The sequence below is a fragment of the Botryobacter ruber genome, from assembly GCF_003347595.2.
Taxonomy (GTDB): domain Bacteria; phylum Bacteroidota; class Bacteroidia; order Cytophagales; family Hymenobacteraceae; genus Pontibacter; species Pontibacter ruber_A.
Map to the genome: position 1 here is coordinate 80,347 of NZ_QCZK02000037.1, position 26,261 is coordinate 106,607.

26 protein-coding genes are annotated in these 26,261 nt (G+C 50.1%); 23 read left to right on the forward strand and 3 right to left on the reverse strand.

Going from position 1 to position 26,261, the window contains the following annotated elements:
• Positions 1 to 192: 192 nt before the first annotated feature.
• The 11 genes from DCW36_RS11075 (at position 193) to DCW36_RS11125 (ending at position 10,000) form a co-directional block, all read left to right on the forward strand.
• Positions 193 to 966 (forward strand): enoyl-CoA hydratase/isomerase family protein, encoded by a 774-nt coding sequence (locus DCW36_RS11075; protein WP_114778674.1) that lies wholly within the window; start codon positions 193 to 195, stop codon positions 964 to 966.
• A 71-nt stretch (positions 967 to 1,037) separates the two neighbouring features.
• Positions 1,038 to 1,511 (forward strand): sterol desaturase family protein, encoded by a 474-nt coding sequence (locus tag DCW36_RS11080; RefSeq protein ID WP_240676135.1) that lies wholly within the window; start codon positions 1,038 to 1,040, stop codon positions 1,509 to 1,511.
• Positions 1,492 to 2,367, forward strand: coding sequence for a MerR family transcriptional regulator (locus tag DCW36_RS11085; RefSeq protein WP_114778676.1), 876 nt, complete (start codon positions 1,492 to 1,494; stop codon positions 2,365 to 2,367). Before DCW36_RS11080 ends, DCW36_RS11085 begins: the two co-directional genes overlap by 20 nt.
• Before the next feature lie 327 nt (positions 2,368 to 2,694).
• Entirely contained in the window at positions 2,695 to 3,708 is a 1,014-nt protein-coding gene (locus DCW36_RS11090; RefSeq protein ID WP_125185166.1) for a universal stress protein, read from the forward strand.
• 605 nt (positions 3,709 to 4,313) lie between these two features.
• Complete coding sequence (locus DCW36_RS11095; protein ID WP_114778678.1) at positions 4,314 to 4,829, forward strand: sigma-70 family RNA polymerase sigma factor; 516 nt, start codon at positions 4,314 to 4,316, stop codon at positions 4,827 to 4,829.
• A 22-nt stretch (positions 4,830 to 4,851) separates the two neighbouring features.
• Entirely contained in the window at positions 4,852 to 6,381 is a 1,530-nt protein-coding gene (locus tag DCW36_RS11100) for a phytoene desaturase family protein (RefSeq protein WP_114778679.1), read from the forward strand.
• Entirely contained in the window at positions 6,368 to 7,201 is an 834-nt protein-coding gene (locus DCW36_RS11105) for a phytoene/squalene synthase family protein (protein ID WP_114778680.1), read from the forward strand. Before DCW36_RS11100 ends, DCW36_RS11105 begins: the two co-directional genes overlap by 14 nt.
• Before the next feature lies 1 nt (position 7,202).
• On the forward strand, positions 7,203 to 7,730 hold the full coding sequence (locus DCW36_RS11110; RefSeq protein ID WP_114778681.1) for a hypothetical protein: 528 nt from the start codon (positions 7,203 to 7,205) through the stop codon (positions 7,728 to 7,730).
• Positions 7,731 to 8,429: a lycopene cyclase domain-containing protein gene (locus DCW36_RS11115; RefSeq protein ID WP_114778682.1), complete on the forward strand. Its 699-nt coding sequence runs from the start codon at positions 7,731 to 7,733 to the stop codon at positions 8,427 to 8,429.
• Between the two features lie 5 nt (positions 8,430 to 8,434).
• A complete protein-coding gene (locus DCW36_RS11120; RefSeq protein ID WP_114778683.1) occupies positions 8,435 to 9,280 on the forward strand; it encodes a 4-hydroxy-3-methylbut-2-enyl diphosphate reductase in 846 nt (281 codons plus the stop codon).
• A gap of 39 nt (positions 9,281 to 9,319) precedes the next feature.
• Positions 9,320 to 10,000 carry a fatty acid desaturase gene (locus tag DCW36_RS11125; protein WP_114778684.1) on the forward strand — a complete coding sequence of 227 codons (681 nt, stop codon included), beginning with the start codon at positions 9,320 to 9,322 and terminating at the stop codon, positions 9,998 to 10,000.
• Positions 10,001 to 10,157: 157 nt separating this feature from the next.
• Here the strand turns inward: DCW36_RS11125 and DCW36_RS11130 are convergent, their stop codons facing one another.
• The 3 genes from DCW36_RS11130 to DCW36_RS11140 all read right to left on the reverse strand — a co-directional run bounded on the left by DCW36_RS11130 (position 10,158) and on the right by DCW36_RS11140 (position 12,199).
• Positions 10,158 to 10,649, reverse strand: a complete 492-nt coding sequence (locus tag DCW36_RS11130; RefSeq protein ID WP_114778685.1) for a VOC family protein — start codon at positions 10,647 to 10,649, stop codon at positions 10,158 to 10,160.
• Positions 10,650 to 10,797: 148 nt separating this feature from the next.
• The gene (locus DCW36_RS11135) at positions 10,798 to 11,493 is read right to left on the reverse strand and encodes a DsbA family oxidoreductase (RefSeq protein ID WP_114778686.1); all 696 of its coding nucleotides are present in this window, start codon (positions 11,491 to 11,493) and stop codon (positions 10,798 to 10,800) included.
• 76 nt (positions 11,494 to 11,569) lie between these two features.
• Positions 11,570 to 12,199 (reverse strand): nitroreductase family protein, encoded by a 630-nt coding sequence (locus tag DCW36_RS11140; RefSeq protein WP_114778687.1) that lies wholly within the window; start codon positions 12,197 to 12,199, stop codon positions 11,570 to 11,572.
• Between the two features lie 147 nt (positions 12,200 to 12,346).
• Here DCW36_RS11140 and DCW36_RS11145 point away from each other — a divergent pair, with 147 nt between their 5' ends.
• From DCW36_RS11145 to DCW36_RS11200, 12 genes are all read left to right on the forward strand, one after another.
• Positions 12,347 to 12,760 (forward strand): winged helix-turn-helix transcriptional regulator, encoded by a 414-nt coding sequence (locus DCW36_RS11145; protein WP_114778688.1) that lies wholly within the window; start codon positions 12,347 to 12,349, stop codon positions 12,758 to 12,760.
• 723 nt (positions 12,761 to 13,483) lie between these two features.
• Entirely contained in the window at positions 13,484 to 13,951 is a 468-nt protein-coding gene (gene mraZ, locus DCW36_RS11150) for a division/cell wall cluster transcriptional repressor MraZ (protein WP_114778824.1), read from the forward strand.
• On the forward strand, positions 13,951 to 14,853 hold the full coding sequence (rsmH, locus tag DCW36_RS11155) for a 16S rRNA (cytosine(1402)-N(4))-methyltransferase RsmH (RefSeq protein ID WP_114778689.1): 903 nt from the start codon (positions 13,951 to 13,953) through the stop codon (positions 14,851 to 14,853). Before mraZ ends, rsmH begins: the two co-directional genes overlap by 1 nt.
• Positions 14,854 to 14,902: 49 nt before the next feature.
• Positions 14,903 to 15,331: an FtsL-like putative cell division protein gene (locus DCW36_RS11160; RefSeq protein ID WP_114778690.1), complete on the forward strand. Its 429-nt coding sequence runs from the start codon at positions 14,903 to 14,905 to the stop codon at positions 15,329 to 15,331.
• Positions 15,321 to 17,423: a penicillin-binding protein gene (locus DCW36_RS11165; RefSeq protein ID WP_164891105.1), complete on the forward strand. Its 2,103-nt coding sequence runs from the start codon at positions 15,321 to 15,323 to the stop codon at positions 17,421 to 17,423. Before DCW36_RS11160 ends, DCW36_RS11165 begins: the two co-directional genes overlap by 11 nt.
• Entirely contained in the window at positions 17,423 to 18,886 is a 1,464-nt protein-coding gene (locus tag DCW36_RS11170) for a UDP-N-acetylmuramoyl-L-alanyl-D-glutamate--2,6-diaminopimelate ligase (RefSeq protein ID WP_114778691.1), read from the forward strand. Before DCW36_RS11165 ends, DCW36_RS11170 begins: the two co-directional genes overlap by 1 nt.
• A gap of 46 nt (positions 18,887 to 18,932) precedes the next feature.
• Complete coding sequence (gene mraY / locus DCW36_RS11175; protein WP_114778692.1) at positions 18,933 to 20,153, forward strand: phospho-N-acetylmuramoyl-pentapeptide-transferase; 1,221 nt, start codon at positions 18,933 to 18,935, stop codon at positions 20,151 to 20,153.
• A gap of 305 nt (positions 20,154 to 20,458) precedes the next feature.
• Positions 20,459 to 21,802 (forward strand): UDP-N-acetylmuramoyl-L-alanine--D-glutamate ligase, encoded by a 1,344-nt coding sequence (gene murD, locus DCW36_RS11180; protein WP_114778693.1) that lies wholly within the window; start codon positions 20,459 to 20,461, stop codon positions 21,800 to 21,802.
• 25 nt (positions 21,803 to 21,827) lie between these two features.
• Positions 21,828 to 22,997, forward strand: coding sequence for an FtsW/RodA/SpoVE family cell cycle protein (locus tag DCW36_RS11185; RefSeq protein WP_114778694.1), 1,170 nt, complete (start codon positions 21,828 to 21,830; stop codon positions 22,995 to 22,997).
• Positions 22,990 to 24,102 carry an undecaprenyldiphospho-muramoylpentapeptide beta-N-acetylglucosaminyltransferase gene (murG, locus tag DCW36_RS11190; protein ID WP_114778695.1) on the forward strand — a complete coding sequence of 371 codons (1,113 nt, stop codon included), beginning with the start codon at positions 22,990 to 22,992 and terminating at the stop codon, positions 24,100 to 24,102. The genes DCW36_RS11185 and murG overlap by 8 nt, the downstream gene beginning before the upstream one ends.
• The gene (gene murC / locus DCW36_RS11195) at positions 24,099 to 25,499 is read left to right on the forward strand and encodes a UDP-N-acetylmuramate--L-alanine ligase (protein WP_114778696.1); all 1,401 of its coding nucleotides are present in this window, start codon (positions 24,099 to 24,101) and stop codon (positions 25,497 to 25,499) included. Before murG ends, murC begins: the two co-directional genes overlap by 4 nt.
• Positions 25,496 to 26,257, forward strand: a complete 762-nt coding sequence (locus DCW36_RS11200) for a cell division protein FtsQ/DivIB (RefSeq protein WP_114778697.1) — start codon at positions 25,496 to 25,498, stop codon at positions 26,255 to 26,257. Before murC ends, DCW36_RS11200 begins: the two co-directional genes overlap by 4 nt.
• Positions 26,258 to 26,261: the final 4 nt, after the last annotated feature.

A 26,261-nucleotide genomic window follows, 5' to 3' on the forward strand; every position in this document is an offset into this window, starting at 1 on the left:
CTTGTTGCAGAAACCAAAAACCAGGGGCGCCACTAGGAAGTTGCAGCTTCGGTTGTTTGAGTTGCAAGACTGTTTTTTTCCGGTGCTTTACCTTTTAATTTCGTATAGTTGGAACCGGCAGGCCGTTTTTAAGAAAAATTAAATTTTAGAAAGATTATGACTGATATATTAAATCCGGCGGAAAAGCAAACAATGGAGTTTATTCATTATGAGGTCAGGAACCGTATTGGGTATATAACGCTTGCCAGGGCCGCGAAACGCAATGCGCTCAACTACGAGGTAGTGTCGGAACTGAAGCGGGCTTTTGCCATTGCCGAAGACGACGAAGCCTGTAAAGTAGTTGTGTTGCAGGCGGAAGGAAAAGTTTTTTGTGCCGGGGCCGACCTGGAATACCTGCAGCAGCTGCAGCAGTACGACTACCACGAAAACCTGATGGACTCGACCCACCTGATGGAGCTTTTCCGCTATATTTATACCCTGAAAAAAGTGGTAATTGCCCGGATTCACGGGCATGCCATTGCCGGTGGCTGCGGCCTTGCGGCCATCTGCGATTTTGCTTTTGCCGTACCCGAAGCTAAATTTGGGTACAACGAAGTGAAAATAGGCTTCATACCGGCTATCGTGATGGTGTTCCTGCTCCGCAAGGTGGGGGAGGCGAAGGCCAAGCAGCTGCTGCTGACCGGCGACCTGATTACAGCAGAAGAGGCAAAGGCCTGCGGCCTGATAAACCAGGTGGTGCCGGCAGAAGAGCTGGAAACTGCCGTAAACGCTTTCGCCCAGAAGCTGTGTAACCAGAACTCGCGGCAGTCGATGGAGGTAACCAAAGAGATGATTGCGCGGGTGCAGGGCAAAACGCTGGAAGAAGGCCTGCAATACGCCGCCGAAATGAATGCCGTTGCCCGCAGCAGCGAAGACTGCAGGAGGGGGATTGCCGCTTTCCTGAACAAGGAGCCTCTTTCGTGGTAAATTTTTCTTTTTCCGGTTAAACCATTTGGTTAGTTTGCTGTTGGTTGTTTATGGTAACAGGATTGGCAATTATGCTGGTAACTTTTGTGGCAATGGAAGGTGTGGCCTGGGCCATGCATAAGTACGTGCTGCACGGTTTTTTATGGTGGCTGCACAAGTCTCACCATACGCGTCATACCCATGCGTTTGAGCTGAATGACTTGTTCTTTGCCTATTATGGTTTGCTGGCTATGTTGTTTTTCGTTTTCGGAAGCGAGCCCATCGACTACAGGTTCTGGATTGGCGCGGGCATAACATGGTATGGTGTGGCTTACTTTTTAATTCATGATGTGTTTATCCACCGCCGCCTTAAAGTGTTTGGCAAAACATCCAATCCTTACCTGAAAGCATTAAACGTAGCGCATAAGGTGCATCATAGCGTCAGCGGAAAACATGGCGCTGAGGCCTATGGCATGCTTTGGGTGGCGCCGAAGTATTTTAAGTTAGCACAAGTCAGTCGTCGCAAAAAACAACAACGAACATCCCGTGGGGCAATACTCAATTAAAGAGCTTGAACATTTATCCGGCATCAAGGCACATACCATACGTGCATGGGAGCAGCGGTATAAACTACTAAACCCGAAAAGAACCGAAACAAACATCCGCTTTTACGACGATGCCGATCTGAAGGTATTGCTGAATGTTTCGCTTCTGAACGAAAAGGGGTTTAAGATTTCACGGATTGCGCAGATGAACCCGGAGCAGCTGAACCAGGCCGTGCAGCAGGTTTGTGAAAAAGCCTATGAGTTTGCCCACCACATCAACGGCCTGGTGGCAGCTATGGTGGATATGGATGAAGCCCGGTTCGATAAAACCATCTCAACTGTTACCCTCCAGCTTGGTTTCAAACAAACCATGCAGCATGTCATTTACCCCTTCCTGAACAAGATCGGCATCCTGTGGCAGACAAATAACATCAGCCCTGCACACGAGCATTTTATCAGTAACCTGATACGCCAGAAAGTGCTGGTGGCTATAGACGGGCAGGTGGTGAAGCGAAATGAGGACACTCCGACTTATATTCTCTTCCTGCCCGAAGGCGAGATGCACGAAATCGCGCTCCTTTACCTGAATTATATTATCCGGTCCCATGATTACCTGACACTCTACCTGGGGCAGAACCTCCCGTACGAAGACCTGGAGCTGAGCTACAAGCATTTCAAGGCCGATTACCTGTGTACCATTCTTACCTCGGTACCGGAACGGGACCAGGTGCAACACTATCTGAACAAACTTTCTTCCTCCTTTCCCGAGAGCACCATCCTGGTGTATGGCTTGCAGGTGCAGCATGACTTCCTGCAGTTCCCGTCCAATGTAAAACGTTTCCATTGTATCCACGATTTTGTGGCGCAACTGGCTTAAGGAGTAAGCATCCGTCCAAAAGGCACAACTGCTCGGTGTGCTGCTTCTGTCGGAGCTGCACATCCAGACCGAACGAAAGCGGGTTTGGCTTTCTTGGCTTTTCTTTGTGAAAAAGGGGCTGCAGAAAGTCTGCTGCACCTGCCACCACAGCCACTGCTCCGGAACCAAAGGTGCTGCAGTAGAAAAGACAGGGCTGAAAAATAGATGACAACAGTCATGTAATCAGCAGCTGCAGGTCATTTCTTTTCAGTTGAATTTATCGGAAATTTAATACATAGCTTGCAAGGCTTTATATAGGGTGGTTGTAAATTTTAATTGAAAAGTACTATGAAAACAATTCTCGTTCCTACAGATTACTCTCGTCAAGCTCAGAATGCTTTGTCCTATGCACTTGAAATTGCGAAAGAAACCAAAGCTGAAATCATTCTTTTTCATGCCTTTTACAAAACCATCTATACGCCCGATACTGTCGAGATAGATACGATGATCGCGGCAATGGAGGCGGAGAAGTGTCGGGAACTGGAGAAATATGCGGAAACTGCGAAGCAGGCTCTTTGCAAAGATTTCGCGATGCAGTTTATCAGCACAGAAAAAGTAAGTTCAGAAGCAGAGGCGCTCCTGACGCAAACCAAGAGTGGTTTTCACAGGATTGAGCTTGATACTGCCCTGGCTAAAAAAGAGGATGTGAAAATCCGCTGTGTGGCCAGGTTCGGGTTAGCCTTTGACCAGATCCTGATTGCGACGCAGCTGTATAAAGCAGACCTGGTGATTATGGGCATGAAAGGAAAAGGTGCCTTCAGCAGCGTGTTCCTTGGCAATACCACCATTGCCGTAATCCAGGACAGTCCGGTGCCTGTGTTGGCCGTACCAACAGATGTGCCTTATAAAGTGTTAAAAAACGTGGTGCTGGCGCTCAACCTGACGCTCCTGCCCTCGAATATTGCCCTTAACTGGCTCCGCGATTTTGTTGCCGTTATCAAAAGCAAGTTACAGGTCCTGCACCTGTACCAGGAAGGCAGCCAGCAGGAGGTACGCGACAAAGCTTACAAAGCCCTCGATACCCTCGATGTGCATCTCCATGACATCACCTACAAAGTAGTGTTTAAGCAACGCGACGATGTGGCAGAAGGTCTTCAGCAGTATGTGCAGGAGCAACGGTCCGATCTGCTCATCCTGATACCATCCCAGCATACGTTCCTGGAGAAACTGTTAAATAAGAGCATTGTGGGCAAGTTGTCGGCACAGGCAAATGTTCCGCTCCTGTCTTTGCCTTCGCAGCAGAAACAGCGGGTGCAGTTGCTGGCTGAGGAGGCACTGGCAGAGGAAGCTGCAAACGATTAGCAGCTGGTAGTTTGTATTTCCGTTTTTGAATATAGCGTAATCATTAATTTTCATTCGTTTTTCTTCGTGGTTTTCCTGTTTTTCAATTCAATTCCATTAGGTTAGAGGCTGTCCGAAACGACAGCCTCTGCTTTTTTATCAGCTTCCTTTCGCTTTGGAGGACCGGTTTTGCCGGTCCTCCGGCAAAGCCATTCTTTCCTTCCTGTACCAGCACTACCCGGGATACTTTGCAAGCGCTCATGCGGGCCGGATTTGTTCTGCAGCACCAGCCACCACACCCTCTGCTGCTTGTTACTAACCGTAAGTTCTGGCGAAAGAGAATTTCGCATCAATCGTGGGCAGCGGCTTAGGTAGCAGGTTCAACAGGATGGGTTGTTTTGTTTAACGGGATGGTTGGGTAGAAGAGAGGCGTGAAGCTACTTTTGTTTAACAACTTGCTGATAATTAGGTGATAATCATGATTTTTTAGGGTTTGTTATATTATTCTGATTGATTTTGTGATTTTTCTTGTCTAAACATTATAAATAAAACATAAACAAAATTTAGCTATTTGTTTTTGGGTTGCGTATATTTGTTTAACATCAAAATTAATTTTCTTAACAATCATGACAGCTACAGAATTTAGCAGCTTTGTGCAGAGTGCCGCCGGTACCTTAAAACCCGCTGCCATGCATTTGACCCGCGACGCGGACGACGCAAAAGACCTGGTGCAGGAAACCCTGCTGAAAGCACTGATGAACAAGGAAAAATTTATGGCAGGCACTAACCTGAAGGCGTGGCTGTACACCATTATGCGTAACACCTTCATTAATAACTACAATAAAGTTACCAGGCGAAGCAGCAACATCGACAGCACAGACTACCTTTTGCATGCTTCTGCCGATGCAAACCTGGTTACGCAAAACAAAGGGACAGCAACTTTCGTCATGAACGATATAGATGCGGCCATAGCAGATCTGAGTGAAGAGCACCGCACTCCTTTTTTAATGTACTTCGGTGGTTACAAGTATCTCGAAATAGCAGAGATGCTCAAGATTCCCATTGGAACAGTAAAGAACCGTATCCACATTGCACGAAAAGAATTAAAACAAATGCTTCAGGTGTACCAGTTTGATGTGTAACCATTCGTAATTTCTTTCTTCTATGGCTCAGCGTAAGGTAGTAGTAATTGGTTCGGGATTTTCAGGCTTATCGGCAGCTGCCAGTTTAGCGCAGGCGGGGTACGCGGTAACGGTGCTGGAAAAAAATGCTACGCCCGGAGGCCGCGCCAGAAGTTTTTCGGATAGCGGCTTTACCTACGACATGGGGCCGAGCTGGTACTGGATGCCCGACGTGTTCGAGTCTTTCTTCCAAAAGTTTGGCCGGAGCGCTGCAGATTATTACCACCTGAAGCGCCTGGACCCTTCCTATAAGGTGGTGTTTGGGAAAGACGATGCGCTGGAGGTGCCCGCCTCCTTGCCGCAACTACGGGCTGTATTTGAGCAACTGGAGCAGGGAAGCGCCAAAGCGCTGGACAGGTTCCTGGAGCAGGCGGCGTACAAATACAAGGTAGGAATCAACCAGCTGGTGTACAAACCGGGCCGTTCTGTAACCGAATTCCTGAGCCTCAGGCTGCTGCTCGATGTCCTCCGGATGGATGTTTTCCAGTCTTTTTCTAAACACATACGCCGCTATTTTTCGCACCAGAAGCTGCTGAAGCTGATGGAATTTCCTGTCCTGTTCCTGGGTGCGCTGCCCGAAAACACGCCGGCGCTCTACAGCCTGATGAATTACGCCGACATCAGCCTGGGTACCTGGTACCCGATGGGCGGTATGTATAAGATAATCGAGGGGATGGTGCAGGTGGCAGAGGAGCAGGGGGTAAGGTTCTGCTATAACCAGGATGTGCGGGAGATAAAAGTCGTTCAGGGCAAGGCTACGGAAGTACTCACCAGCACCGGTGCTTTTGAGGCAGACATTGTGGTGGCAAGTGCAGATTACCACCATGTAGAGCAAAAATTGCTCGCACCTGCCTGGCGAAGCTACTCCGATAGCTACTGGAACAGCCGCGTGATGGCGCCCTCGTCGCTCATCTTTTACCTGGGCGTCAGCAAGCGCCTGCAGGGGCTGAACCACCACAACCTTTTCTTCGACGAAGATTTCGGGCCGCATGCGCACGAAATTTATACCGACCCGAAATGGCCTGCCAAACCGCTCTTCTACGTATCGGCACCTTCCGTTACCGACAGCAGCGTGGCTCCCGCAGGATGCGAAAACCTGTTCATTCTGATACCGGTGGCACCGGGGCTCGAGGACACAGAAGAGATGCGCGAAAAGTATTACCACCTGGTAATGGAGCGGCTGAAACACCATACAAACCAGGAAATACGCAGCGCCGTAGTGTACAAACGCAGCTACGCACACCACGATTTTATCGCAGATTACAATGCCTTTAAAGGAAACGCCTATGGGCTGGCCAATACGCTGCTGCAGACGGCTCTTTTGAAACCGCGCCTCAAAAGCAAAAAAGTAAATAACCTTTATTTTACCGGTCAGCTAACGGTGCCGGGGCCCGGGGTGCCGCCTTCCCTTATTTCGGGACAGGTTGTGGCGAGCGAGGTCGTAAAAGAATTCCCAGTAGCTGGCGAAGCTGCACTTAACAAGCAAAACAAGTTCGTTTATGGAGCTGTTTAAAGAAACCTGCCTGAAGTGCAGCAAGATTATTACGGAGTCGTACAGTACCTCCTTTACCTTAGGCATCCGGACGATGCACCGGAAGCTGCACCTGCCCATTTATGCCATCTATGGGTTCGTGCGGCTGGCCGATGAGATTGTAGATACCTTTCATGCCTACAAAAAGCGCGAGCTGCTGCAGGATTTTAAAGCGCAAACCTACACAGCCATCGAGCAACAGATAAGCCTGAACCCGGTGCTGCATGCTTTCCAGGGGGTTGTAAATCAGTTTGGGATTGACCTGGCGTATATTGAGGCTTTCCTGAAAAGCATGGAGATGGACCTGGACGATCATAAATACGATACGGCGTTATATAAAGAATATATCTATGGCTCGGCAGAGGTGGTGGGGCTGATGTGTCTGCGGGTTTTCTGTGACGGTGATTCCGAAATGTTTGAGCGGCTGCGCAAGCCGGCCTGTAGTCTGGGAGCTGCCTTTCAGAAGGTAAACTTCCTGCGCGACATGAAAAGCGATTATCACGAAAGAGGACGGATTTACTTTCCGCAGGTGGATATCAGTACCTTTAACAATGCCCGTAAAGCGGAGATAGAAGCAGATATAATACAAGATTTTGAGGATGCCTACCACGGCATTATGGGCCTGCCCAAATCGGCACGTATGGGGGTGTATCTGGCTTATATTTACTATTTAAAGCTTTTCAGGAAGATACAGGCGCTTCCGGCAACCAATATACTGAAAGAACGCGTAAGAATAAATGACAACACGAAGCTGGCGCTGTTGCTGGGTTCGTACCTTAAGTACAGACTAAATACCATTTAACTTGAAATTCTTACTCTTCTTTTTCCTGATGCTAACCGCATCAGCTACAGTAGCCGGCAATGCAGGCTACGATGTGGTGGATTTGCGCAAACAATACCTCGCGGCCAGCACCGATAGCGAGGCCGGCAAACGCTTTTACGATTTAATGAGTGACTACAAGGATAAAGATCCTGTCGTGCTAGCCTATAAAGCTGTTTCGGAAGCTACCATGGCCAAGTATGTCTGGAATCCTTATTCCAAGCTCAAGCACCTGAAAGAATCGGCTGCTATTTTTGATAAAGCTGTTCAACTGGATAATGATAACCCGGAAATCCGGTTTTTACGGTTTACAGTCGAACATTACGTGCCCCGGTACCTTAACCTGAGCCCGCACCTAGAGGCGGATAAAAAAATAATTATCAGCAGCCTGACAGCTTATAAAAAGAGTGGCTTATCGGCATCGTGGGCTCGTACTATGCGCGATTTTATGCTTACCAAAGATCATTGTACCGAAGAAGAAAAAGCCCTTTTGCAAAACCTGACCATCTAAATGTACATCTACCTGTACCTGAATATTTTTACATTTATTTTCCCGTTACTGTTGTCATTCGACAAAAAAGTAGCCTTTTATAAAAGCTGGCCCTGGTTGTGGCCTGCCATCGGGGTAAATGCAACTCTTTTCATTGTGTGGGATGTGCTTTTTACCAGGGCAGGCATCTGGGGCTTCAACCCGGAATACCTGACAGGAATTTACCTGTTTAACCTGCCGCTGGAGGAGGTGCTTTTTTTTATCACGGTACCTTATGCCTGCGTTTTTATTTACGCGGTGCTGAATGCTTACATCAACCGGGATCTGCTGCAGCCGTATGCTAAGCCGCTGGCTGTGACGCTAGTAGTAATATTAGCGTTGCTGGCGGTGCTGAACCTGGGTCGGATGTATACTTCCATTACATTTGCGTTGCTGGCGGCAATGCTGCTGGTGCACGTGTGGGTTTTTGGTACACGGGTGCTGGGGCGTTTTTTCCTGGCGTACCTGGTGCATCTGGTGCCTTTCCTGCTGGTAAACGGCGTACTGACGTACCTGCCAGTGGTGTGGTACAACAACGAACATAACCTGGGGTTGCGCATTGTTTCTATTCCGGTAGAAGATACGATGTACTCCATGCTGATGCTGCTGCTGACCATTTCGGTGTACGAAGGACTTAAACAGCGGTATGTCGCAAAACAATTTAGGCCTTCAATTGTATAAAGTGTATGAAAAGCCTTCAGGTAACCATCGACTCGAATTCTGGCTTCTGTTTTGGTGTAGTGTATGCCATCCAGATGGCAGAAGACATCCTGGCAGAACAGGGATACCTGTATTGCCTGGGCGACATCGTGCACAACGACGTGGAGGTAGAGCGGCTGCAGAAAAGCGGCCTGCGTATCATCGACCACGCACAGCTGCGGGAGCTACAGCACGAAGCCGTATTGATAAGAGCCCATGGCGAACCACCGGAAACTTACCAGACAGCGCTGGCGAATAATCTGACTTTGATTGATGCTTCGTGCCCCGTAGTGCTGAAGCTGCAGAACCGCATAAAAACTTCTTACGACAAGCAGGAAAATATCTTTATTTACGGCAAGCACGGCCATGCTGAGGTGGAGGGGCTGCTGGGGCAAACCAATAATAACGCAGTGGTATTCGAGAATGTAGCGGAACTGCTGCAGAAGGAGCTGCCGCCAAAAGTTACCCTCTACAGCCAGACGACCAAAAGTACCGCCAGCTTCTACAATATCAAGCAGGTGCTGGAGGAGAAAGGGGTAGAGGTGGAGGCCAATGATACCATCTGCCGGCAGGTGTCCAACCGCGACAAGGATTTGCGAAAATTTGCTGCCCGGTTCAACAAGGTTATTTTTGTGTCGGGTACCAAATCGTCGAACGGAAAGGTGCTGTACCAGGTTTGTAAAGATACCAACCCACAGACGTACTTTGTTTCTAAAGTACAGGAGCTGCAGCAGGACTGGTTCGCCGATGGCGATGCCGTCGGGATTTGTGGTGCGACCTCTACGCCCATGTGGCTGATGGAAGAAGTGCGGGATGAGTTGTTACGCTACTAACGAAATACAGTCCCCTTGTTATTATTTTGCTAAAATTGAATGAAGCAACCTACTTACACCGGCGTCCTGATAGCCTTTGTCATCATCCTGAGTTGGTTTGCTTTGTTAACGTACCTGCTTCAGGCTCCCGTTGATTTTTCTTCGCCATTTACCTGGCTGCTGTTCCTGGTGCAGACGCACCTGTACACCGGTCTGTTTATTACAGCACACGATGCCATGCATGGTGTTGCCGCTCCCGGTCACCCAAAACTGAACAGAGCCGTTGGCACTACAGCAGCCTTGCTATTTGCCTACAACTGGTACCCGCGTCTTTTGCCCCGTCATCACCAGCATCACCGGCACGTCGCTACCGCGCACGACCCCGATTATCATCACGGCTCCTTCTGGCCCTGGTATTTCAGCTTCCTGAAAAACTACATTACCTGGTGGCAGCTCGTGTTAATGGCCATCACGTTTAATGTGCTCAAGCTGTTCTTCCCGCTGGAGAACGTGGTGCTGTACTGGATGCTGCCTGCTATCCTGGCTACCTTTCAGCTGTTTTACTTCGGTACTTACCTGCCGCACCGCGGAGAGCACGCGCCCGATAATCCGCACAAATCCACCACACAAGCCCAAAACCACCTGTGGGCCTTTATCAGCTGCTATTTCTTTGGCTACCACTACGAACACCACGAGAAGCCCTATGTGCCGTGGTGGCAGTTGTATAAAGAGAAGCGTTAATGTGCTTTGTCTGAACCTTTGATTTCCATTGATTTTATTGAAGTCTTTGATTTTTTACAAGCCATTCTGGTGGAACAGGAATTACAATGAGGCAGACAGATAATCAGTGTAATCAATAAAATCAATGGAAATCTAAGGTTCAGACAAGCTATGTCGGTTAATTAAGTTCCGCAAGCAGATTATTCAGGTCCAGCGGGCGTGTGTACATGTTGAGTGAGCCATCCGGGTTTTTGGGCCACTCCTCCTGCGGACGGTCCCAGTACAGCTCTACGCCATTCTGGTCGGGGTCGGAGAGGTAAATGGCTTCCGACACGCCATGATCAGAGGCGCCAGCAAGCGGATAACCGTTTTCGATGAGTCGCCTCACAATGGCAGCCAGGTCTTTGCGGGTCGGGTAGAGAATTGCCGTATGGAAAAGCCCGGTGCTGCTGACAGGTGGGGGAGAGCCGCCTTTACTGTACCAGGTGTTCAGCCCGATGTGGTGGTGGTAGCCGCCCGCTGAAATGAAGGCAGCGTCTTTGCCATAGGTGGTAGTGAGCGTAAAGCCCAGCAGGTCGCAGTAAAACTTCAGGGCGCGGTCCAGGTTGGCCACCTTCAGGTGCACATGTCCAATCCTGGTCTGGGACGGGATGGTATAATTCGATTCCATAACGTTCTTGCTCGATGGGTACAAACAGTGCTGAGGCACCGGATGCCTCAGCACTGTTTGTGAATTAACTTTATCTATAAAATGGTACTCTGAAACAAGAGCCTTTGTTTAGAAAGCTTCTGGCAAAATAAGCTGCTGTTTTTTGTGTTTAGCAGCTGCCACCAATGCCACAGCTGTCGCCCTGGGTGCTGATGTCTTCCAGTGCAGGTGCTACCTGTCCGAACACCTGCAGAAAAGTTTCTTTTGGCTGTGCGCCGCTTACCAGGTATTTGTCGTTGATAATGAAAGCCGGTACACCTGTAATTCCCGCCGACTGTGCCCACTGCTCCATCTCCCGCACCTCTTTTTTACCTTCCTCGCCTTCGAAGAAACCTTCCAGTCGTTCTGCCGGAATGCCGTTGGCTATGCCGATTTCGGTGAGCAGCTGCGTGTCGTTCATGTCGTTTCCTTCGGTAAAGTAACTGTAGAAAAGGGCGTTGGCTACTTCCTTCTGCACGCCATAAGCACCTGCCAGCCAGATGAGCCTGTGGCCGTTGAAGGTGTTGTTCACCGTTTTCAGCTCATCAAAATTAAACGCGATACCCTCTGCTTCCCCGGCATCCGTCAGGCGTTGGTTAATGGCGTCCAACTGCGACAGGATGGAGGGACCATAGTTCTTTTTAAAGTACTCCAGCCGGTCGAGGCCCTGCTGCGGAATGGCGGCGTTGAGCTCAAAAGGCTTAAAACTGATGTCGAAAGTGTATTTATCTGCTGTCGCGGCCACTGCTTTTTTCAGGCGCTGTTCGCCTACGTAGCACCACGGGCAGTTGATATCCGAAACAATGTCTATCTTAATTTTTTGCATGGTCTTTCGTGGATTTGGTGTGGCAGTAGCAGGTACCGGTTTTGGTCCGGTGCCAGCTGCTGCCACAGCATTTTTTTTATTGAACGATAAAAAGCTTTTCCCTGGTCCGTCTTACTTTCGGAAGCTTTGCCAGCCAGTCGTTGTCGGTGTCGCGGTAGCCCAGGGGCAGCAGCGTTACGCTTCGGAGGCCTTTCTCTTTCAGGTTCAGTAGCTCATCCAGGGCCGCACTGTCGAAACCTTCCATCGGTGTGGCATCTACTTGTTCGGCTGCCGCCGCTACCAGGGCCGTACCAAAGGCAATATACGCCTGCTTGGAGGCCCAGACAAAGTTCTGCTCCTGTGTGTTTTTGGCAGCCATGTTCAGCAATGTATTTTTGAAGTCGTTCAGCGATTCTTCCGGCATGTTTCTAACTGCTGCCGTGTGGCTGATGTACTCCCCGATGTGCTCCGGCGTTACGTTATCCCAGGCTGCAAACACCAGCAGGTGCGAGCTCTCCACAATCTGTGGCTGGTTGTATGCGATAGGCTGTATTTTCTTCCGTAGCTCCTGATCTTCTATTACCAGCACCGTGTAAGGCTGCAGTCCCATAGAAGAGGGCGCCAGCCGGATGGCTTCCAGGATGTTGTTTATTTTATCGGCAGGCACTTTCTGGCCGTTCATTCTTTTGGAGGCATAGCGCCATTCCAGTGATTTTAGTATGCTCATGATAGATAAACCAAATTTTGACAGTAATAATTCAATACTTAGTTACTTTTAGTAACCAAAATTATTTCGTATTTTTGAATTAGTCAAGAAGGCACTTTGTCGTTACTAAGTATAGGCAGAGTAACTAATGCTGAGCGTCAGATGCTTATGAAAGAAGAAAAGATAAATAAAGATGAAACATGTCAGCCCGGCAAGGAGCAATTGTGCCCGGTAAAAGACATCATTGCCAGGTTCGGCGATAAATGGTCGCTGCACACGATCCTGTACCTGGGGCAGAACCAGAAGCTGCGGTTTAATGAACTGAAAAGCATGATTTCAGGAATTTCGCAGCGCATGCTGACGGTAACGCTCCGGGCGCTGGAAGAGGACGGGCTGGTTGCCCGAACCGTTTACCCCGAAATTCCGCCAAAGGTAGAGTATGCGCTTACACCGCTGGGACAAAGCCTGTTGCAGCAGCTGCTCAAGCTGTCGGACTGGGCAAAGCTGAACCGGGGAAAAGTACTGGAGGCGCGGGAGCGCTATGCCCGAAAAGAAGGACACCTTACAGAAAAAAGCACCTGAACCTGCCTGGATTACTGCTTTTTTTTTTGTGGCTTTTGGCAGGCAGGAGGAGCAGCGGCTGTGGTGGCAGCTGCAGAAACCTTTTTTCGTTTCCGGGACGGCTTTTTTTTGTTACCGCTGCTGTCACCATTCCCGCTGCACCTCGCAAAACCGGTTGTGGTAGGTTGGTTAGTTTAGTTGACTGGTGTTATGGAAGTTATGCTAACTACTGTAAGTTATTGGCGGTAAAATTTATATGCCGAATTTTAAATATTTTAACATTTTATTTTGATTTGGAGCGTAGTAAAATCCCTTTTTTGCCACTGCTTTCGCTCCTTTTGTAAGCTGTTTCCGGTACGTTAATCCGGGGGCCGCTACCCCTGTTCCGGCACTTCCTGCCAGTTGTACTGGAAATTTCCCCCACTTTGCCCCACCAGTTCCACTTTCTCCCACTTTTGCTGTGGATTTGATTTCCTTAATTGCTTACATGAGCTTGTGTATGTCAAGTATCTGTAAATCAATTGTTTATTTTGTGGTCCTCGAATATTAGCAACAATTAATATTGTTTGCAAATTTAGTTATACCCAAAATGAAGCGGTTTTATGTGGATAATGTGGATAAGTGGGGTGGATAACCGTAATTTATCCACAAAGTGGTAAAAAGTGGTAAACTCTGGTTGTGGAGTTTCGTTCATTCGTTACATTTGTATACTCCGAGAACTATTCGGGCTTTATTGTAAAAAACATGAACTTCCTGTCTGGCGAATATGAATGCAAGATTGATCCGAAGGGAAGGTTGGTTTTACCTGCAAAGATAAAAGCCAACCTGCCGGAGGCGTCGGGCAATCATGTGGTGCTGATGCGGGGATTCGAGCCGTGTTTGGTGCTGTATCCGAAGGTGGAGTGGAAGGCGATTTACGATAGAGTAGCCAGCCTGAACGAGTTCAACGAAGAATACCGCCACTTCCAGCGGAACTTCTTCCGGGGGAATACCGAGATTGAGCTGGACGGTACCGGTCGTTTTATCGTGCCGCGTACCATGGCCCGTTTTGCGGAGCTGGAGAAGGAGGCGATTGTAGTGGGGCTGGGAAACCGGGTTGAAATCTGGAATCCGGACAAGTACGAAGAGTACCTGATCAAAGACCAGCAGAGTTTTTCACAGCTTGCCCAGAAGTTTCTGGGTGATAAACCAGGAGAGGAACCAATTATCTGATGGAGTATCATCGCCCCGTATTGTTGCAGGAATCGGTTGATGCCCTGGGTATTAAGCCGGAAGGTACCTATGTGGATGTGACCTTCGGCGGCGGCGGTCATTCCGCCGAAATTTTAAGCAGGCTGACGACCGGCAAGCTGTATTCCTTCGACCAGGACCGGGACGCGGAGGAGCAGGCGAAAAAGATTACGCACCCGGGCTTCACTTTTGTGAAAGCCAACTTCCGGGATCTGAAGAAATACCTGCGCCTGTACAAGGTGAAGGAGATCGACGGGTTGCTGGCCGACCTGGGCGTATCGTCGCACCAGTTCAATGTGCCGGAGCGCGGCTTTTCTACCCGCTTCGACGGGCCGCTGGACATGCGGATGGATCCGCAGGCAGGCATCACCGCCCGTGAGGTGGTGGAGACATATCCGGAAGAGCAGCTGCACCGGATTTTTGGCATTTACGGCGAAGTGAAAAATGCCCGGACGCTTGCCCGCCTTCTGGTGGAGCAGCGGGGGCGGCGGGCCATCGAAACCATCGGCGATTTTAAGCAGGCCATCAGCTCCTGTACGCCGCGTGGCAAAGAGAACAAGTACCTGGCGCAGGTGTTCCAGGCGCTCCGCATCGAGGTAAACGACGAGCTGAAGGCGCTGGAGGAAATGCTCGAGCAGGCAGCAGAGCTGCTGAAACCGGGAGGCCGGCTGGCTGTAATTTCTTACCACTCGCTGGAGGACCGGCTGGTGAAGAACTTTATAGCGAAAGGGAAATTTTTTGGCGAGGTAGAAAAGGATCTGTTCGGGAACGAAATTAAACCGCTCGAAGCAGTAAGCAGAAAACCTATTACGCCATCGGAAGAGGAACTGCTGCAGAACAGCCGCTCCAGAAGCGCCAAACTCAGAGTAGCCGGAAAAAAATAAAATGAATAAAAAGTAACGCTTACAATTAGTTTTAAGTACAACCGCAACTATGGCTTCTAACCTGATGATGAAGAAAGCAAGCGCCCCAAAGGTAAACGAGGTGCGCACGAAGCCAGAGGTGGAGGCGCCCAAGCCCAAAGCCAAAGGGTTCAGCTTATTCAAGCTGTTAGAGAAATATGCAAATGTAGATTTCCTGTTCGAGGAAGGAGTTCCGCTTAAATACATGCCGCAGGTGCTCTTCCTGACCGGGATCGCCTTGTTTTATATTGGCAACACGCATTACGCCGAAAAAACGATCCGCAAGATCGACCGGCTGAAAGTTGAAACCGAAGATCTGCGTGCCGATTATACCACGCTCGCCTCCGAATACATGGAGGCCAGCAAACAGTCTGAAGTGGCCCGCAATGTGGCGCCGCTGGGCCTCGTAGAAAGTTCATCTCCACCCTATCAGGTAGAAGTTGCTGAAGATGAATATTAAGAAATCCATATTGCTCCGGGTGCGGCTGGCCTTTCTGGCCATCTGTTTGTTTGCGTGCGTTATCGTGTACAAAATTGTGTATATCCAGTACCTGGATAAAACCAACTGGAAAGCGATCTCGAAAGAGCGGCGCATCCGCTACCAGCCCGTTCCTGCCACGCGCGGAAATATTTATTCCGACGATGGCAGAAGCATCCTGGCTACCTCGCTGCCTTTCTACCGCGTGGCTTTCGACCCGACTATTGCCGAAACCGAGAAATATAATGCAGGCATCGACTCTTTGGCCTTGCTGCTTTCGCGTTTCTATGGCGACCGTTCTGCCAGCTATTACATGATGAAGATAAACAATGCCCGCCATGCCGGGCGCCGTTATATTCGCCTGAATAGCCGCTACATCAATTACCAGGACAAAAAACTGATGTCGCGGTGGCCGATCTTCCGGGCAGGCAAGAACAAGGGCGGCGTGATCTTCGAGAAGGTAGAGAAGCGCTTCAAACCGTTTGGAATCCTGGCGGAGCGCACGATTGGCTTTATTAACGAAGATAAAAACGGTGCAGGCCTGGAATACAGCTTTAACGATAACCTGGCCGGTACCGACGGCGAAGCGCTTTTCGAACGGATAGCAGGTGGTATCAAGCCAATTTACGACGGTACCGAAGTAAAGCCGCAGCACGGTTACGACATCCGGACTACCATCGATATTAACCTGCAGGACGTGGCGGAGAATGCGCTGTACAAGGCCCTGGAAAAGACCAATGCCGAATATGGTTGTGTGATCATGATGGAAGTGAAGACCGGGGAGATAAAGGCGATTGCCAATCTCGGAAAAACCACCGGCGGCTATATCGAGGATTATAATTATGCAGTTGGTAATCAGGGGCGTACCGAGCCGGGTTCTACCTTTAAACTAGCCTCGATGATGGCCCTGTTCGAACATAATAAAAATGTGCTGCTAACTGATTCAATAGATACCGGGAATGGCTCGTACCGCATCAAGGGCAGAACCATGACGGACGCGAAAAACGGCGGTTACGGAAAAATCACCGTGCAGGAGGTCTTCGAGAAATCTTCGAACATTGGGGTGGCGAAGCTGATGGAAGAAACATTCGGGGAGAATCCCAAAGCCTATATCGACTACCTGAACGAGTTCGGGTTGGGCAGTACGCTTGGGTTCCACATGGAAGGGGAGGCGCGTCCGTACATCAAGAGCACGCAGGACAGAAGCTGGAGCGGCACCTCGCTTACGTCCATGTCGATTGGCTATGAACTGAAGCTGTCGCCGCTGCAGACGCTGGCATTTTACAATGCCGTGGCAAATGACGGGGTGAAGATTCAGCCCATCATTGTAAAGGAAATCCGGAAAGCAGACGAAGTGGTACACTCGTTCCAGACGCGTGTGCTTAACCCAAAAATCTGCTCCGACGAAACACTGAAGAAACTGCGTGCCATGATGGAAGGTGTAGTAGAACACGGTACAGCCAAAAACATCCGCAGCAACGACTACAAAGTGGCCGGCAAAACGGGTACCGCCCGAAAAGTGAAGGATGGCAGGTACGTGAAAACCTACTCCACTTCTTTTGCCGGTTACTTCCCTGCCGACAATCCAAAGTACAGCTGCATCGTAATCATCGATTCGCCGCATGGTGTGAACGTGTATGGGGGCGATGTGGCGGCGCCTGTATTTAAGGAACTGGCTGATAAGGTATATGCCCGCGACCTGGCCATGCACCAGCCGCTGCAGGCGCGTGTTGTACCAAACAAGGACAGCATGCCGGGTGTGAAAGCCGGTAGCCTGGAAGATTTAACCCTTATCTGCAACAAGATTGGCGTGAGCAGTCATACCAATGGCGTGGATGATGACTGGGTACGCGTGGAGCCGCAGAACCGCTCGCTGAACTTTAAACCGAACCCGGTGAACGATACGCAGGTGCCGGATGTGACAGGGATGACGCTGCGGGATGCGCTTTTCCTCCTGGGCAACAGGCATCTGAAAGTGAAGGTGCACGGAATGGGGAAACGGGTAGAGAAGCAGTCGGTAGTGCCCGGGACACCTATTGTAAAAGACAGCCAGATTATAATTGTGTTAAGCTGATGCAGGTACTGCAAAACATATTGCAACATGTTCCGGTGCTGGAAAAGCATGGTTCATTGAATGTGCCTGTTACGGCGATCACGTTCGATTCGCGCCAGGTGCAGCAGGGTGTTGTGTTTGTAGCGGTGCGTGGGGTGCAGGCCGACGGGCATGCGTATATAGCTAAGGCTGTGGAGGCTGGTGCTGCAGCCATTATCTGCGAGGAATTGCCGGTAGAACTGAATGAAGCTGTGGCGTATGTGCTGGTGAAGGATTCGTCGCAGGCACTGGGGCAAATGGCATCGGCTTTTTATGGGCATCCGTCGCGCAAACTGAAGCTGGTAGGCGTAACCGGTACCAACGGAAAGACTACTTCGGTTACACTGCTGCACAAGCTGTTCCGGGAGCTGGGCTACCACGTAGGCATGCTCTCTACGGTGCAGAACCAGATTGATGAAACGGTTATTCCGTCTACCCATACCACACCCGATGCTATTGCGCTGAATGCGCTGCTCGACCAGATGGTAAAGGCAGGTTGTGCTTATTGTTTTATGGAAGTGAGTTCGCATGCCATGGTGCAGCAGCGCGTAGCGGGGCTGACCTTTGCAGGCGGTGTGTTTACCAACATCACCCACGACCACCTCGACTACCATAAAACCTTTGACGAATATATAAAAGCGAAGAAGTCGTTTTTTGATATGCTGCCGGCCGGTGCCTTTGCGCTGGTGAACGCCGACGATAAGCGGGGAACCGTGATGGTGCAAAATACCAAAGCTGCAGTACACTATTTCTCGCTGCGCAAAGCCACCGAGTTCAAGGCGCGCATCCTCGACAATACATTGCAGGGGCTGCACCTGGAACTGGACGGGCACGAGATCTGGTGCAAACTGATCGGGGCTTTTAACGCTTATAACCTGCTGGGTGCTTACGCGGTGGCGGTGTTGCTGGAAGAAGACCCGGTGGAAACGCTGACGGTACTGTCGAGCCTGAATACGGCGGCAGGCCGTTTCGATTATGTGGTGTCGGCGTCACGCATTACCGGTATTGTGGATTATGCCCATACGCCTGATGCGCTGGAGAACGTGCTCAACACCATCCAGCAGATCCGGACGCCGCTGCAGAAGGTAATTACGGTAATTGGTTGCGGCGGCAACCGCGATGCGGCCAAGCGCCCGATCATGGCGGATATTGCCTGCCGCTTAAGCGACAAAGTAATACTGACTTCAGATAACCCGCGCTTCGAGGAGCCGCAGGCGATCCTGGAGGACATGCAGAAGGGGGTAAAGCCGCTGGATTTTAAAAAAACATTGACGGTGGCAGACCGGAGAGAAGCCATCAGGACCGCCTGTATGCTGGCCGAAGCCGACGATATTGTGCTGGTGGCAGGCAAAGGGCACGAAACCTACCAGGAAGTGAAAGGCGTGAAACATCCGTTTGATGACAAGCAAGTACTGCAGGAGACGTTTGAGCAGTTAGGGAAGTAGGCAGTAAAACAAAATAAAACAGAAACAGAACAGGTAACCAACATACATGCTCTATTACCTCTTTAACTGGCTCGACCGGGAATTTGACATAGCAGGAGCAGGTGTATTTCAGTACATCTCTTTCAGGGCAAGCATGGCAACACTGTTGTCGCTGCTGATAGCCATGATTTTCGGCGGACGGCTGATTAAAATTCTGCAACGCAAGCAGGTTGGCGAAAGCATCCGTAACCTGGGCCTGGAAGGGCAGATGGAAAAGAAAGGTACGCCTACGATGGGTGGCCTCATTATCATACTCGCTATCCTGGTGCCCACGCTGCTTTTCGCACGCCTCGATAATATTTACATCCTCCTGATGCTGGTGTCGACGGTGTGGCTGGGTCTGATTGGCTTCCTGGACGATTACATCAAGATTTTCAAAAAGAACAAGGAAGGTCTGGCCGGTCGCTTCAAAATTATGGGGCAGATCGGATTGGGATTAATTGTAGGCATTACCTTATATTTTAACGATGATGTGGTGGTGCGGCAATACATTTTTGAAAATGGTGCTACCTCAGCGGTTAACGCCGCGAAGAAATGGGTAGATGTAAAATCGATGATCACGACCGTACCCTTCCGGAAGAATAACGAACTGGACTACAGTACGCTCTTTGTTTTTGGAGGCGCCATTTCCAGGGAACTGTCCAGCCTGCTCTACATCCCGATCGTGATCCTGGTGATCACAGCCGTGTCGAACGGAGCCAATATCACCGACGGTATCGACGGGCTGGCCGCAGGAACATCCGCCATTATCGGGATGACGCTGGCGATTTTTACCTATGTGTCAGGTAACACCTTCATTGCCGATTACCTGGACATCATGTTTATCCCGAATTCGGGGGAACTGGCTATTTTCTGTCTGGCCTTTGTGGGAGCCTGCGTCGGGTTTCTCTGGTACAACTCGTTCCCGGCCCAGGTATTTATGGGCGATACGGGCAGCCTGGCAATTGGCGGAATTATAGCCGTGCTGGCGCTGATAGTGCGGAAGGAACTGTTGATTCCGATTTTGTGCGGCATCTTTTTGATCGAGAACCTGTCGGTGATGCTGCAGGTGAGTTACTTTAAGTACACCCGGAAAAAGTATGGCGAAGGGCGCCGCATTTTTAAGATGTCACCCCTGCACCACCATTACCAGAAGTTGGGTTACCACGAATCCAAGATCGTATCGCGGTTCTGGATTGTAGGTATCATGCTGGCAATTTTTACGCTGATTACCTTAAAGCTGCGGTAGGTGATAGTTAAGAGTTGAGAGTTAAAAGTTATGAGTTAATGGTAGGTTTTGAGGGAAGTGGAATCTTCAACCCTAATTGTTTAGGAGCAACTTTTAATCTTAACCATCCTAAAATCATATAATCCTGTTCAGACAAAGGAGCAGAGGCTGTGGTGGCAGGTGCAGAATAGAAAAGATAACCCTGTCATTTCGACCACCGGGAGAAATCTGATACACAACAGAACCAGATTTCTCATTTCATTCGAAATGACATAAACATTTTTTGAAGGCACTCTAACGAGGAGCCAACAACACAAAAATAAAACATGAAAATAGCTGTACTCGGAGCAGGAGAGAGTGGTGTTGGAGCTGCTTTGCTGGCAAAGGCAAAGGGGCTGGAGGTATTTGTGTCGGATATGGGGGCGATCAAGGAGGTTTACAAGCAAAAGCTTACTGAAGCCGGAATTGATTTTGAGGAGAAGACGCATACGGTCGAGCGTATCCTGGAGGCGAATGAGATCATCAAAAGCCCCGGTATTCCGGATAAAGCACCTATTATCAAGGAGGCGGTAGCCAAGGGGATAAAGATCATCTCCGAGATAGAATTTGCCGGTCGCTATACCGATGCCAAATTTATCTGCATCACGGGCACCAACGGCAAAACAACGACGACGCTGCTTACCTACCACCTGCTCAAAAGTGCAGGTCTGAACGTGGGGCTGGCCGGAAATATCGGGGAGAGCCTGGCGGAGAAGGTGATTGAGAACAAGTACGAGTTTTATGTGCTGGAGCTAAGCAGTTTTCAGCTCGACAACATGTACCAGTTCAAAGCGCACATCGCCGTGCTGCTCAACATCACACCCGACCACCTGGACCGCTACGAATACAGCATGGAGAAATATGCGGCTTCCAAACTGCGGGTAGCGCAAAATATGATGGGCTCCGACTTCTTCATTTTTAATGCAGATGATCAGAACATCAAAGCGGCTTTCAAGTCTGAAGCGTTTGGCGGCACAACGGTACCTATTTCGCTTGAAGGTGCGCCTGATGCAAAAGTAAGGTACGAAGGCAGCCATGTGAAGGTGGATGTGCAGTTCTACGAAGGCGATGTGGAAACGGCAAAGTCGCCGCTGATTGGCAAGCACAACCAGTACAATACCATGGCAGCCGTAACCGTGGCCAAACTGATGGGTATTGCTGATGCCACCATAGCTGCTGCACTCGAAACGTTCCGGAACGCGGAGCACCGCCTGCAGCCGGTGGGGGAGGCAAAAGGCGTTACCTACATCAACGACTCCAAGGCTACCAACGTGGAAGCGGTGTGGTATGCGCTCGAAGGAATCAAGAAGCCCATCATCTGGATAGCAGGTGGTGTAGACAAAGGAAACGATTACAGCGTGCTGGAAGACCTGGCGCGTGAAAAGGTAAAGGTGCTGATTTGCCTCGGCACCGACAATAAGAAGCTGCAGGAGGCTTTTGGCCGGATAGTACCCGTGGTGGCAGAAACAACCTCCATCAACTACGCCGTGCGCCTGGCTCGGTCGCTGGCGGAGCAGGGGGATGTGGTGCTCCTGTCGCCGGCCTGTGCGAGTTTCGATTTATTTAACAATTACGAACACCGTGGACAGCTCTTTAAAGAAGCTGTAGAAAAGATAGTCCTGAAGAAGTAAACGATTTAGAAATAGCCCGTGTGATATGGTAAAGCAGTGGTTGCAGCAGAACCTGAAAGGGGATGCAGTACTTTGGGGGATAGTGTTGGCGTTCTCACTGATCAGTGTGCTGGTAGTGTATTCTGCCACCGGTACGCTTGCCTACAAAAAAATGGAGGGCAACACCGAATACTTCCTCTTCAAGCACTCCTTCCTAATTATGGTTGGACTGGGATTTATGTGGGCAGCTCATAAAATTGACTATCGCTACTACTCCAAGCTGTCGTTGCTGGCGCTGATTTTTTCGGCACCCCTGCTGATTATCACGTATTTCTACGGTTCTAACATAAACGAGGCCTCCCGCTGGATCACGATTCCGGTGATCAACCAGACGTTCCAGCCTTCGGATTTGGCCAAACTGGCGCTTATCTCTTACCTGGCGAGTATCCTGTCCAAAAAGCAGCAAAAGCTGGATGATTTAAAACATACGCTTGCACCGCTCTTCATCTGGACCATTGCCATCTGCGGACTTATCGCCTTAACCAATACCTCCACGGCCGTGCTCCTGTTCCTGACATGCCTGCTGCTGATGTTTATCGGACGCGTGCCGGTGAAGTACCTGGGAGGCGTGATTGTAGTCGGCATCGTTTTCGGTTCTATCTTCCTGGCGCTGGGCCAGCGGGGCGAAACAGCCATGAGCCGTATGCAGGATTTTCTCGATCCTACGGAAATACCCTTTCAGCTGGAGCAGTCTTACATCGCGATCGCTACAGGTGGCGTGGTAGGTAAGGGGCCCGGCAACAGCGATCAGCGCGATATTCTGCCACACCCGTATTCCGACTTTATTTACTCCATTATCCTGGAAGAGTATGGCCTGGTAGGCGGTGTGGTGGTGCTTTTCCTGTACCTGGCGCTGCTGTACCGGGGGCTGGTAACAGTCAGCAGAAGCAATGGTGCGTTTGGAGGACTGCTGTCGGCGGGCTTGAGTTTTAGCCTGGTTATCCAGGGGATGATCAATATGGCGGTTGCTGTTGGGTTAGGGCCTGTTACAGGTTTGCCGCTGCCGCTATTAAGTATGGGGGGAACCTCATTGATTTTTACAGGTATCTCGCTGGGGGTTATCCTGAGTGTGAGCCGCAGCGAAAGCAAACAGGAACTGGATGCCTTAGCGCCAGTAAATGCAGGAGCCTTAAAAAACAGACCGGTAAATGCCTGATAAAGGAAGACCATATCGCGTTATCATCAGCGGTGGCGGCACCGGCGGACATATCTATCCGGCGATTGCGATTGCCAACCAACTGAAGGCGGTGCAGCCTGATGCTGAGATTCTGTTTGTGGGCGCGATCGGCCGCATGGAGATGACACGGGTACCGGAGGCGGGTTATAAAATAGTGGGTTTGTGGATCAGCGGCCTGCAACGCCGCCTGACACTGGACAATATTTCGTTCCCGTTAAAGGTGATTTCGAGCATACGGGCATCGCACAAAATCATCAAGGACTTTAAACCGGATGCCGTGGTGGGTGTGGGAGGTTATGCCAGCGGACCGTTGCTGTACGCTGCTACCTCGCGGGGAATTCCGGCGCTTATCCAGGAGCAGAACTCCTATGCAGGCATCACCAATAAGCTGCTGGCAAAAAGAGTGAACAAAATATGCGTGGCTTATCCCGGCATGGAGAATTTCTTTCCGCAGGAGAAGCTGGTATTTACGGGTAACCCGGTGCGCAGCGATATCATGGGCAGCCAGGAGAAAAGGCGGGAGGCACTGCTGCACTTTGGCCTGACGTCCGAAAAGAAAACGATCCTGGTGATTGGGGGGAGCCTTGGCGCCAGAACACTGAACCATAGTATAGCAGCCGGACTGGAGCAGCTTGTACAGGCGGGGCACCAGCTGATCTGGCAAACCGGCAAAGCGTTTTACCCGGAAGCTAAGGAACTGGAAAAGCCATGGGTGGAAAAAGGCATCCGCGCTTTCGATTTTATCAAGCGGATGGACCTGGCCTATGCCGCCGCCGACATCGTGATATCGCGGGCGGGAGCGCTTTCTATTTCCGAGTTGTGCCTGGTGGCCAAACCGGCCATCCTGGTGCCGTCGCCCAATGTGGTAGCGGATCACCAGACAAAAAATGCCCTGGCACTGGTGCAACAGGGCGCTGCGCAACTGGTGCGTGACCAGGAGTCGGTGGAGAAACTGGTGCCTGCCGCCCTGCAGCTGTTACAGGACGAGAAAGAACAGCAGCGCCTGGCGCAGGAAATACAAAAACTGGCCAAGCCAGCTGCGGCAGCCGAAATTGTGAACGAGCTAATAAACCTGATAAAGTGAAACTGGAGCAATATAATTATATCTACTTCCTGGGGATTGGCGGCATTGGCATGAGCGCCATCGCCCGCTGGTTCAATGCCAAAGGCTATCCGGTCTGGGGTTATGACCGTACACGTACGCCGCTAACCGCAGCCCTGGAACAGGAAGGTCTCCGCATCCATTATGACGACAACCTGACCGAGCTGCCCGAGGAAATCCTGCGGCACAAGGAAGAAACGCTGGTGATCCTGACTCCTGCAATTCCGGCAGATCACCAGGAGTGGGCCTATCTGAAGGCGAACGATTATACGATTAAAAAACGCTCGGAGGTGTTGGGGATCATTACAGCCGATGCCTTTACTGTTGCGGTGGCAGGCACGCATGGCAAAACGACAACTTCGTCTATCATCACGCACCTGCTCCACCAAGCCGGTGTAGATTGCTCTGCCTTTTTGGGGGGCATTGCTACTAACCTGAACTCGAACCTGCTCATCAGTAAGGGCAGTGCAGCTACAGAGACTGTGGTGGTAGAGGCAGACGAGTACGATCGCTCTTTCCTGACGCTGTTTCCGGACATCGCTATTGTTACTTCCGCCGATCCCGATCATTTGGATATCTATGGCGATAAAGAAGAAATGCTCCGCACGTTCGCGAAATTTATCAGCCAGGTAAAGCCCGGTGGTTACCTGCTGATACACAAGGACACCGATGCACGGCTGACGGAGCAGGTACAGGAGGGTGTGCAGGTAATCAGGTACAGCTTACAGGAAGGCGAGGCGCATGCAAACGCCATCAGCATAGATGGGCATTGGTTTAAATTTGAAGTTGATTCGCCCTTTGGATTGCAGCCGGAACTGAAGCTTGGTCTGCCGGGCTTCCACAATGTGGAGAACACCGTGGCAGCGGTAATGGTAGCCCAGATTTTACAGGTGCCAGCCAACAGGATAGCGGCCGGGGTAGAATCCTTTAAAGGTGTAAAACGGCGTTTCGAGTTTGTGTATGAGCAAAACGGGAAAGTTTTTATTGACGACTATGCGCATCATCCTAAGGAAATAGATGCGTTTATGACCTCGCTGCGGGCGCTTTATCCGGATAAAAAGTTAAAAGTGATCTTTCAGCCGCATTTGTTTACCCGTACCCGCGACTTCGCTGGCGAGTTTGCAGAGAGCCTGAGCAAAGCCGACGAACTGGTGTTGCTGGACATTTATCCGGCCAGGGAAAAGCCCCTGCCAGGCATTACTTCCGAGATTATTCTGGAGCAGGTGCAGAGCCCTAAAAAGTCGCTGTTAACAAAAGAACAGTTGTTAGCGCAGTTAAAGTCGGATGCTGACTTTGATGTGCTGGCAACCGTGGGAGCCGGCGACATTGATGCGCTGGTGCTGCAGATTAAAAATATTTTAGAAAATCGGGTAGTATGAACTTGAATACTAAAATAAAATCTCTAATTTTTGCAGGTTGTAGCATTATCACAATCGGGGCACTAGTTGGCTTTGCCGGTTCCAGGCAAAATGAAAAATTGTGCAAAAAAGTGACAATAAAAATTGATAATGAATACAACAATTACTTTATTGGGGATAAGGAGGTACGGAACCTGCTCACGCGGGAAGGGGAACGAAAGTTAGAGGGACTTCCGAACGACCAGATCGATCTTAAAAACCTGGAGAAGCGCATCGAAGCCCACAGTTTTGTAAAAGAAGCTGACGTATACAGGGGCCTTGATGGAAATATCCAGGTGCAGGTAAAACAGAACAGACCAATTGCAAGAATTTTACGACCAGACCAGGATGTATATATCGATACAGAGGGACATACACTCCCCCTATCCGACAGTTACACGGCACGTGTGATTCCTGTTACCAAGTCGGCTTTAATAAAATCTTTAGACAAGGGATTCTTCCAGGACTCGACAGGCCAGGCTTATCTCTCTTTGCTGATGTTTATTGAGAAAGATGAGTTTTGGAAAGCGCAGTTGGCCCAGATGCACATCGATGGGAGAGGGATGATATCGTTTTTACCCCAGGTGGGCGAGCATACCATCGAATTCGGGAAGCCCGAAAACCTGGAGGTAAAATTTAATAAGCTCATGATCTTTTATAAAAAAATTCTGCCCCAGATGGGTTGGGAAAAATATAAAAGAGTGAACGTAGCATTTGAAGATCAGATAATTTGTGAATAATAGA

Coding starts and splice junctions, on each gene's coding strand:
- rsmH (WP_114778689.1), top strand. CDS start 13,951: ATGGAGTATCATCGCCCCGTATTGTTGCAGGAATCGGTTGATGCCCTG.
- DCW36_RS11075 (WP_114778674.1), top strand. CDS start 193: ATGGAGTTTATTCATTATGAGGTCAGGAACCGTATTGGGTATATAACG.
- DCW36_RS11160 (WP_114778690.1), top strand. CDS start 14,903: ATGGCTTCTAACCTGATGATGAAGAAAGCAAGCGCCCCAAAGGTAAAC.
- DCW36_RS11185 (WP_114778694.1), top strand. CDS start 21,828: ATGGTAAAGCAGTGGTTGCAGCAGAACCTGAAAGGGGATGCAGTACTT.
- DCW36_RS11120 (WP_114778683.1), top strand. CDS start 8,435: ATGAAAAGCCTTCAGGTAACCATCGACTCGAATTCTGGCTTCTGTTTT.
- DCW36_RS11135 (WP_114778686.1), bottom strand. CDS start 11,493: ATGCAAAAAATTAAGATAGACATTGTTTCGGATATCAACTGCCCGTGG.
- DCW36_RS11125 (WP_114778684.1), top strand. CDS start 9,320: ATGAAGCAACCTACTTACACCGGCGTCCTGATAGCCTTTGTCATCATC.
- DCW36_RS11140 (WP_114778687.1), bottom strand. CDS start 12,199: ATGAGCATACTAAAATCACTGGAATGGCGCTATGCCTCCAAAAGAATG.
- DCW36_RS11115 (WP_114778682.1), top strand. CDS start 7,731: ATGTACATCTACCTGTACCTGAATATTTTTACATTTATTTTCCCGTTA.
- murD (WP_114778693.1), top strand. CDS start 20,459: ATGAAAATAGCTGTACTCGGAGCAGGAGAGAGTGGTGTTGGAGCTGCT.
- DCW36_RS11165 (WP_164891105.1), top strand. CDS start 15,321: ATGAATATTAAGAAATCCATATTGCTCCGGGTGCGGCTGGCCTTTCTG.
- DCW36_RS11145 (WP_114778688.1), top strand. CDS start 12,347: ATGAAAGAAGAAAAGATAAATAAAGATGAAACATGTCAGCCCGGCAAG.
- DCW36_RS11090 (WP_125185166.1), top strand. CDS start 2,695: ATGAAAACAATTCTCGTTCCTACAGATTACTCTCGTCAAGCTCAGAAT.
- DCW36_RS11080 (WP_240676135.1), top strand. CDS start 1,038: ATGCTGGTAACTTTTGTGGCAATGGAAGGTGTGGCCTGGGCCATGCAT.
- DCW36_RS11200 (WP_114778697.1), top strand. CDS start 25,496: ATGAACTTGAATACTAAAATAAAATCTCTAATTTTTGCAGGTTGTAGC.
- mraZ (WP_114778824.1), top strand. CDS start 13,484: ATGAACTTCCTGTCTGGCGAATATGAATGCAAGATTGATCCGAAGGGA.
- DCW36_RS11100 (WP_114778679.1), top strand. CDS start 4,852: ATGGCTCAGCGTAAGGTAGTAGTAATTGGTTCGGGATTTTCAGGCTTA.
- DCW36_RS11095 (WP_114778678.1), top strand. CDS start 4,314: ATGACAGCTACAGAATTTAGCAGCTTTGTGCAGAGTGCCGCCGGTACC.
- DCW36_RS11170 (WP_114778691.1), top strand. CDS start 17,423: ATGCAGGTACTGCAAAACATATTGCAACATGTTCCGGTGCTGGAAAAG.
- DCW36_RS11130 (WP_114778685.1), bottom strand. CDS start 10,649: ATGGAATCGAATTATACCATCCCGTCCCAGACCAGGATTGGACATGTG.
- murG (WP_114778695.1), top strand. CDS start 22,990: ATGCCTGATAAAGGAAGACCATATCGCGTTATCATCAGCGGTGGCGGC.
- DCW36_RS11105 (WP_114778680.1), top strand. CDS start 6,368: ATGGAGCTGTTTAAAGAAACCTGCCTGAAGTGCAGCAAGATTATTACG.
- mraY (WP_114778692.1), top strand. CDS start 18,933: ATGCTCTATTACCTCTTTAACTGGCTCGACCGGGAATTTGACATAGCA.